Origin of the sequence: Microcoleus sp. K4-B3, from assembly GCF_036704615.1 — a bacterium.
Taxonomy (GTDB): domain Bacteria; phylum Cyanobacteriota; class Cyanobacteriia; order Cyanobacteriales; family Microcoleaceae; genus Microcoleus.
The window spans coordinates 56,122-64,860 of the sequence record NZ_JAUBSF010000009.1 but is presented as its reverse complement, the minus strand read 5'-3'; the positions used below and the strand labels follow the sequence as shown (position 1 = coordinate 64,860).

At 43.5% G+C, this 8,739-nt stretch carries 8 protein-coding genes; 7 read left to right on the top strand and 1 reads right to left on the bottom strand.

Features of this window, described 5'->3' with window-relative positions; translation table 11 throughout:
- Positions 1-39: 39 nt before the first annotated feature.
- Positions 40-3,255 carry a glycosyltransferase gene (locus QUA78_RS06900; protein WP_333304488.1) on the bottom strand — a complete coding sequence of 1,072 codons (3,216 nt, stop codon included), beginning with the start codon at positions 3,253-3,255 and terminating at the stop codon, positions 40-42.
- Between the two features lie 190 nt (positions 3,256-3,445).
- Here QUA78_RS06900 and cobA point away from each other — a divergent pair, with 190 nt between their 5' ends.
- From cobA to QUA78_RS06865, 7 genes are all read left to right on the top strand, one after another.
- Positions 3,446-5,017, top strand: a complete 1,572-nt coding sequence (gene cobA, locus QUA78_RS06895; protein ID WP_333398687.1) for a uroporphyrinogen-III C-methyltransferase — start codon at positions 3,446-3,448, stop codon at positions 5,015-5,017.
- A 176-nt stretch (positions 5,018-5,193) separates the two neighbouring features.
- Positions 5,194-5,385 carry a DUF2281 domain-containing protein gene (locus QUA78_RS06890; protein WP_333353820.1) on the top strand — a complete coding sequence of 64 codons (192 nt, stop codon included), beginning with the start codon at positions 5,194-5,196 and terminating at the stop codon, positions 5,383-5,385.
- Positions 5,372-5,650: a Fic family protein gene (locus QUA78_RS06885; protein WP_333398685.1), complete on the top strand. Its 279-nt coding sequence runs from the start codon at positions 5,372-5,374 to the stop codon at positions 5,648-5,650. The genes QUA78_RS06890 and QUA78_RS06885 overlap by 14 nt, the downstream gene beginning before the upstream one ends.
- Positions 5,651-5,994: 344 nt before the next feature.
- A complete protein-coding gene (locus tag QUA78_RS06880) occupies positions 5,995-7,185 on the top strand; it encodes a tetratricopeptide repeat-containing serine protease family protein (RefSeq protein ID WP_333300773.1) in 1,191 nt (396 codons plus the stop codon).
- 87 nt (positions 7,186-7,272) lie between these two features.
- Positions 7,273-7,851, top strand: a complete 579-nt coding sequence (locus tag QUA78_RS06875; RefSeq protein WP_333300772.1) for a Uma2 family endonuclease — start codon at positions 7,273-7,275, stop codon at positions 7,849-7,851.
- Between the two features lie 204 nt (positions 7,852-8,055).
- Complete coding sequence (locus tag QUA78_RS06870; protein ID WP_333300770.1) at positions 8,056-8,367, top strand: hypothetical protein; 312 nt, start codon at positions 8,056-8,058, stop codon at positions 8,365-8,367.
- Positions 8,368-8,421: 54 nt separating this feature from the next.
- Entirely contained in the window at positions 8,422-8,694 is a 273-nt protein-coding gene (locus QUA78_RS06865; RefSeq protein WP_333300769.1) for a hypothetical protein, read from the top strand.
- Positions 8,695-8,739 lie beyond the last annotated feature (45 nt).

Sequence of the window (8,739 nt, the reverse complement as noted above, 5' to 3'; positions counted from 1 at the left end):
AACGTCCGTTTTTGCGGACTAAAGAATAAAGAATCAAGATTAACTTGCGATTTGTCCCAAGATATTTTTAGCACTATTCACGCTTTCCATATCGTAAAGTTCCCGGTTGTAACAAACAATTTGTGCTACCAACTTTTGATGATATTGCTGAGCTTTAGCCAACATAGAACCCTGGGAACGCCGATAATTGACAACTACTTCTCTTGTTCCCAAAAAGGGAATATTATGCTTGTGGCAGTTAACCCAAAACTCCCAATCTTCGTAACCTTCTTTCATCCCAACTTTGTACCCGCTGACCAAATCCAAAATAGATTTGTGATAGAGTGAAGATGGGTGAATCATGTTAGATTGCTTGATATTTTCGGGAGAATACAACTCGTAACTGGGTACTATGCGATTTTCAGTGCCAAACATTTGATAAGAACCAAAAGCTACGCAAGGTGTATTTGATTTTAAACATATTTCTAAAAGATCAGTCAAGGCGTTTTTAGCTAGGATATCATCGGCATCTAAAGGCATGATGTATTCACCGTTTGCTACTGCTATGCCAGCATTTCTAGCACTTGAAAGCCCTTGATTTGTTTGTTCTACAAGCCTAATTTGATATTGGGAATTTGCTACTATTAAATTTTTGGCAACTGTGCTGGTAGTATCTAAGCTGCCGTCATTGACAATGATAATTTCCCAATTTTTGTAAGTTTGGTTAATCACGCTAGTTACTGCTTCCAGCAAAAAATGAGATTGATTGTAGCAGGGAATAATCACAGATACCAAAGGTCGATCTGCCAATTGTGGCGATGCTGAAACTTGTTTGACACTTTCTGATTGTAAATTCTGTGCCGAATTTCTAGCAGCTTGTAAGCTGTAAAAATAAATTTTGGGATGGACGATGGCTAATTGATTCAGATCGGTATTTTGATATTCATTTACTAACCTCGGATATCTCGACAAGTATTCTTGTTTAACCAAAATTAAGATATTCTGAGCGTACCAAGGCTCTACTTTGTCATTGTTCCATATTTTTTTTCTCAAGCAGTCAATAACTGCATAGCCGTTTTTCTGAAAGTAATAAACCCAATATTGTGGCCACTGTTCGTTAACGTGTTCGACGCCTCCTTGAAATGGTATCGCAGCAGAAAACAGAATCACTGGTGCTAGTTGAGTGAGAGAATTAACAAAATTTTCGGCACAGGTAGCCGGCAAATGTTCCGCAACTTCTAGGGAAATTGCTAAGTCAAACTTTCTGTTTATTTGCAGCGGTTGCTTTAAATCGGCGGATTGGAACTGATTTAAAGGAATTTGTAAAAGATTGCGATCGACATAATCTCCATCTATTCCCAAACAGTCGGCAATTCCCAACTTGTGAAAAGCAGCTAACCAACTTCCCGTACCGCAGCCCACATCCACCACACTTTTAGGTAAAATGGGTTGCAGCAAGTCTAATAGCAGGGGAATAATTTCTCTAGCCGAACTGCGAGTTCCTTCTCCGATTAATTGGTAAAAATCTCTTGTATAAGATGACTGTTGGTTTTGATTGGTTTGGCTGGGTGTTTGAGAATTAATTGTCTCTAAACTGCTAATATTGTAACCCTGCAAATGTGCTGGCAACTGCCAGGAAATATTGGGGTCTGGTTGATGTTTTACTGGCTCGACATTGCCCCGCCAAGCTGCACCCATAATTTGCATTGTTTGATATACTAATGTTTGCCATCCCCTTTGCTTTAAGTAATCCAAACCTCGAGCAACATCTGGAGCAGTTAAATCGTGAAATAAAATTATTGCATCTTCCTCCGCCAATTTTTCACACGCAATGGCATCATTTAACGGCCCATCACCTCCGTGTTCTCCGTCAATAAAAATTAACGACCATTTGCGGTTGAATTGAGCGGAAAATTCTTCTACTCTTTGGGGGCTGTAGCCGGGTATTAGCTCGACTGATGTTTGAACCCCAGACGCATTTAGAGCACCTTGAATTGAGTCGATTACGCTTTGTCTGATGTCTTCTCTTTCTAACAGCGGATCGACGACATCTAACTCAACTCCGGCGAGGGCTAAGTGACAGGCCGACCACCCCAGCCAGCAACCTATTTCTAAGGCTTTTTTACCTTTGAATTGCAGAGCAGTATTGTAAAGAATATGTGCTTCGTCGCGATTCAAAAACCCGATGAATGGATAGCGCTTGTCTGCATACCAATTATGCGGAACTTCCCGGCGCAAATAAGGCCAGTTACTCGTATTTGGGTCGGCAATAATCATATTGGGGAAATAGGAGTCAGGTATAATTATTTGGAACCCTGGCGAGACATAATCCCCTGGTTGTAATAAATTATTTTTGCTAATTTCAGGTTGTTGGTAAGTCATTTTGGGTTCTTGAAATATTTGTACTGCTTCCTGTTTTTTAGGTTGGTAACGGACGCTGATTTCCAGTATGTCGCCGTCAGTTGCCATCAATTGTACTCGGTCAAACTGCTGGCGGCCAGCTAAATGCAAAATGCCGATCGCCTCCTGTGGCAAGTACGGCTCCACAAAACAGCCTCGCTGCTTGTCCCAAACCGGAAAACCGTTGAATATCCAATTACACCAAGCTGGGAGCATTTCAGTGAGATTGAACAATTCGCCACTGTAAACAGCGAGGTTGAGGGCAAATTGATCTGTCATCACACAGCCGGATCTTTGCAATCCTTGATTGAGTTTATCAGCCCATATTTCCCAGTGCAAAGCGTCTTTGAGGAGGGCGAAAACTCCGGCATTTAAAATCGGATAACTGTAGAATTTATTAGCGATTTCTTCACCAAAGTTAGCTTCGTATTGTTGATAAACCCACTGCCAAAACTGAGGAAGTTGTCCGTACTGCTGCAAGCTAGCCCTGTGAACTTCGGGAACAATTGCCAGTCCCCGGCGGGCTGCTCCTGCAACTAACAAATTAATTGCTCTCCAGTCTTGAACCCAAGCATCCGCATCTATCCAAATGTATATATCAAAATTGGGAAAGTATTTTCGCAAACAAGGTCTAACTAATAGTCCTTTTAAATGTTCGGGAGCTTCATTTCTGCCCGGAAAGTCAAAGTCCCAATCGGGCTTTTTAACGATATTAACTTGTGTTTTTAGCCACTGCAACTGTTCGGGAGTGCAGCCGAGATCGAAAAAGCCGATCGCCACATTTTCACCCTCTGGTTTTTCCCGCACTGATAAAATAGTGCCTCGCACCAATTCAAAGTAATTTGCATCGGCGGCCGTGATGATGATAATCTGCATAAATAGTAACGGGTGCATCTCGTTGGGTGGGGACGGGTTTATTTAACCTGTTTGCACCGTTGAGGGGAAGGGGTGAACCCGCCCCTACAGGCTGCTTGAAAAGTCTGATTAAATTATAGGGTAGGGTAGGTTGCGCCGAAGCACCGCAATATTCATAAAACTATACTATCGAGACAATCGAGGAGGAATTGTGAAAAACCACAAAGGGAAAGTTTATCTAGTCGGTGCGGGGCCCGGAGATTGTAACTTGATGACAGTGCGATCGCACAAACTGCTATCCCAAGCCGAAGTCTTAATCTACGATGCTCTCATCGACATCCCGCAACTCGAATTAATCCCAGCAACTTGTCGGAAAATAGAAGTCGGGAAACGCGGCGGCAAACCTTCCACCCAGCAGCAAGAAATTAACCGTTTGCTCGTAGAACATTGCAAGTTAGGCAAACAAGTCGTGCGGCTAAAAAGCGGCGATCCGTTTATTTTTGGTCGCTCCAGTTCTGAAATACAAGCATTAATCACAGCGGGCTGCGAGTTTGAAGCAATACCCGGAATTTCATCAGCCTTAGCCGCACCTTTACTAGCAGGAATTCCTCTGACTGATCCGGTAATGAGTCGCTGTTTTGCAGTGATGAGCGCCCACGAACCGGATGCTTTAGAATGGGAAGCATTAGTGCAGATAGAAACTTTGGTAATATTGATGGGAGGGCGAAATTTAAGCGAGATTATCTGGCAATTACAAAAGCACGGGCGATCGCCCGAAACTCCGATCGCCATTATCCGAGATTGCGGCCGCCCCGAACAGCAAATTTGGCTGGGATCTCTCTCCAACATTGTACAGCAAACAGCAGGTCAATCTCTATCGCCTTGCGTGATGGTAATTGGGGAAGTAGTTAGATTGCGCGAATATTTAATCCAGCCAGAAAGCACAAATATGATCGATACACCAGTCACCACTAATAACAGCCAATTGCCGCTAGCAGGACAAACAATTTTAGTCACCCGCGCAGCTTCCCAGTCTGCTGAATTTAGCGATCGACTTCAGCAACAAGGAGCCCGCGTTATCGAAATGCCCGCCTTGGTAATTGGGCCACCTTCGAGTTGGGAACCATTAGACAGCGCGATCGCACAATTGTCAAGCTTTCACTGGTTAATTCTAACTTCCCACAACGCTGTAGACTGCTTTTTTCAACGATTACAAGCAAAAGGCAAAGACGCCCGCAGCTTGTTTGGTATTAAAATCGCAGTTGTCGGCAAAAAAACAGCCGAAAGTTTGCGATCGCACTCTCTACAACCAGACTTTATTCCCCCCAACTTTGTCGCCGATTCCCTAGTCGAGAACTTCCCCGATAACTTGCAAAACTGCAAAATCCTATTTCCCAGAGTAGAAAGCGGTGGCAGAGAAGTTTTAGTTAAAGAATTCACCGCTAAAGAAGCGCAAGTAATAGAAGTGCCAGCTTACCAATCTTGCTGTCCCGAAACTATCGATCCAGTCGCCCTCTCCGCACTCCAAAATCAAGCCGTAAATATCATAACCTTTGCCAGTTCCAAAACTGTGCATAACTTCTGCAATCTCATAGAACAAAGCCCGCAATTGTCCGGATCTCAGGATTGGTTGGAAAGCGTTTGCATCGCATCCATCGGGCCGGAAACTTCCAAAAGCTGTCAGAATTTATTGGGTAAGTTAGATGTGGAAGCCAAAGAATACACGTTAGACGGATTGACTGAGGCGATCGTTGAATGGGTTGCAGAATATCAAAGTTCATAAGTGCGAGCGGGCAGTCGTTAATTATCTAATCTGTAGTAAAATGGTTGTAATACCAATTGAAAAAAGTAAGTAAGGACACGGCAGTGCCGTGTCCCTACAGATGCTCGCGTAAAATCTCTGCAAGACTTTTATAAATTCGGATAAAATAGTTGTAAAATAACTAGGAGGAAAGAAACATGACCGCAAAAGACCAACTTCTTCAAGAACTCGACCAAGTACCAGAACCCGTGCTGCTGAAAGTGCTTGAATTTGTCCGTTCCTTAAAGACTGAAGAAGAACAACAAAAACTAGAAGCCAAAGCATGGCAGGCATATCTAGATTCAGAACGCGAAAGAAAGGAGGTTTACCGTCGCCTTGCCAACTCCTAATTTTGTCAGCAAAAGTATGGTTTTAAGTATCCACGCCAGACAGATAGAGAGATTTGGCGGCACTCCAGGCGTCAGAGACGAAGGTTTGTTAGAGTCGGCTTTGGCTCAGCCACAAGCAACTTTTGGCGTGGATTTTTTGCATCCAACAATTAGCGAACAAGCTGCCGCCTATCTCTATCACATAGCGATGAATCATCCCTTTATTGACGGCAATAAACGAACTATAGGCTTTTGCGGTGACAGATACCTTTTTGCGTTTAAATAGTTGCACTTTGAATTTGACGGACGATCGAGCATATGATTTAGTCATGCGAGTCGCACGGGGAACCATGACTAAGGAAGAACTAACCACCGAGTTCGAGTCATGTATTTTTGAGTTTTAATAAGTAAGTTGGGCAGCCTTCATTGAGATTAAGTAAGGTGCGGCGTACTCACCCTACATTGAAATAGCGAATCGCGGAACAAAAAAGCGAGTAAAATTATCACTAAAGAACAAAGCCGATCGCCTTTGCGTCAAATCAGTAATAAAACTAAACAGAAAAAAGCACAAACCGCCGATCGCCCTTTCTCCCGCAAATCCCGCTACCCAACTACAAATTAGCAATAGCCATGAATATAAATTTTTCTCGTTACGACACCTTAACCACCCTGCTAGCAGGAACTACCGCAGCCTTAACCATAGTCATCAGCCAACCCGCGATCGCCAAAACGCCCCAAGAAGTCGCCAGCATTGCCGGGCCGCTGACAGTACAAATTAACAGTTCCCTAGGAGACGGTTCTGGCGTAATTATTGCCAAAACAGGCAAAACATACACAGTTTTAACAGTCAATCACGTCGTAGAAAAAGCAGACGTGAAATACACCGTTCGCACGTCGATCGGCAAAAACTATCAAGCAACCGCAGTCACCCGCTTGCAAACAGCCACAACAGATCCGGATTTAGCAGTAGTCAAATTTGAAAGTCCCGAAGAATATCCAGTCGCGACGATCGCAGATTCCGATTTAGCCGTCATCGGCACTCAAATCTTCGTTTACGGCTATCCCGCTACGGGCGGACTTTTCGGCGCCGAACGAGAACCCGAACTCTCTCCCGGACTCGTTACCAGCCGCCCGCGCAACCGCCCAGAAGGTTACACTTTGCGGTATCAAGCCGTAACTTGGAGTGGTATGAGTGGCGGCCCAGTTTTTGACTCCGAAGCCCGAGTCATCGGTTTACACGGACAAGGGGAATTCGGTTTTGCTCAAACCAGTTCCGGGGAAGTCGCCCCGATTAAAACCGGATTTAACGCAGCAGTTCCAATCAATACATTTATCGCGAAGCTAGTGGCCGCGGGAATCAACAAATCCGAGTTGAAAGTAGACAATACTCCCCCAACGAGCGGCCCGGTATCCACCGCCAATCCGCAAGACGCCCAAGCCTATTATTTTCGAGGACTTTCGCTGTTAGATCGAGGAGATGCTTGGGAGGCGATCGCGGACTTCAACAGAGCACTCGCTTTCAAGCCCAAATATACCCCTGAATTGTATTTTAATATCGGTAATGCCCGCACTTTCATCACCGCCGGCTTGCCCCCACTCGAATCCACACGCGGTTCCACTGCTATTCAAGCATACACGCGGGCGATCGAAGCCAATCCCGGTTTTGCCGACGCTTACTACAACCGAGCTTTAGCTTACCTGGACAACAAAGACCAACCGAAAGCAATTGCGGACTTTCAAAAAGCAGCAGAACTTTACAAACAAGGCGGAAGAACCAGCGCCTATCAAGACGCGCTCAACAGAATCAAACAATTCCAGTAGAATTAGAAGTTAACAATTAAGAATTAAGAATGAATAATCCCATTTTTAATTCTTGATTTATTTTATACAAACAGCAGGTAAATAAACATGACTGCTATAACATTAAACCTCAATTCCATTATTAAATTAACTTCCGAACAGTTTTATCAACTGTGTGAAGAAAACCCGGGACTGAAACTAGAACGCAGCGCCAACGGAGAATTAATTGTCATGCCGCCAACCGGAGGAGAAACAGGGAAACGCAACTCAAAACTTAACTTACAGGTAGGAATTTGGAACGAACAAACCGAACTCGGCGAAGTGTTTGATTCCTCCACAGGATTTACCCTCCCAAACAAAGCCGATCGCTCTCCCGATGCGTCTTGGGTAGAAAAATCGCGCTGGGAAGCTTTGACGCCCGAACAAAGAGAAAAATTCATCCCGCTTTGTCCCGATTTTGTCATTGAATTAGTCTCACCCAGCGACAGCGTGAAAAAAACTCAGGACAAAATGCAAGAATATATGGAAAATGGCTGCCGTTTGGGTTGGCTGATTAACCGCAAAAAACGGGAAGTTGAAATTTATCGCCCCAGTCAAGATGTGGAAGTTTTACAATCTCCTCTCACCCTTTCTGGAGAAAATGTTTTGCCGGGATTTGTTCTCAATTTGCAAAAAATTTGGAATTAGTAGAATTAAATTTTGACTTATATCATCTTAAATAAAATTACCGTTACTATTTCGTAGTGAAGAATGCAAGTCATAGCGAGTTGGACCGAGACTCTCCGTCTTCACTACGAACCAATTTTGTTATTATCGTTCGTTGGAGGGAGATAATATTAGCTGAAAATGGGATAAAATTATAAGTATTCATAAAATTAACGCGCTTGAATTATGGTTCAAATAATTCAATCTAAAAATGTCACATTAGAAGAATTAAAAACGCTTTTTGACCTGCAACTTGTCACAGACGACCAATTTTTTATAGAATGGCAATACGAGTTGCCAGAAATCACCGACTTTCAAAAACGACAGCTAGATCGGATTAAAGCAGGTTACTTCAACTTGCTAGAGTATCCGCCGATGCTGGAAAAAACCATCAGTTTGTCGATCGTCTCTCCGCTGTTATTTGTCGGCGAGTTTTATCTGCATCCTTTCTACATTAAACCAGAAAAATCCGTCGAAATTTCCGAAGAAGATGAATGAGTTATCATTAAAGGCAGCATCGACACTTTAGTTTTAAAAGAGCAGTTGTGGCTGATGGTAATAGAATCGAAACGAGTTTCGTTTTCCATCGAAGCGGGCTTGGCGCAAATCTTAGCTGATATGCTGGCAAATCCTAATCCCAATAAACCTAGTTACGGCATGATTGCTACAGGAGGCAGTTTCATTTTTGTTAAATTAGTGCAAGGAGAATCCCCTCGATATAGCACATCTGATTTATTTGGAATTAGCAATCGCACCAATAATTTACATGATGTACTCCGAATCCTCAAACGCTTGAGTCAAATCGCAGCTAGCAATGAGTCATGAGTCAGGAGTCATTAGTCATTAGTTATTAGTGACTTTGGACGATCG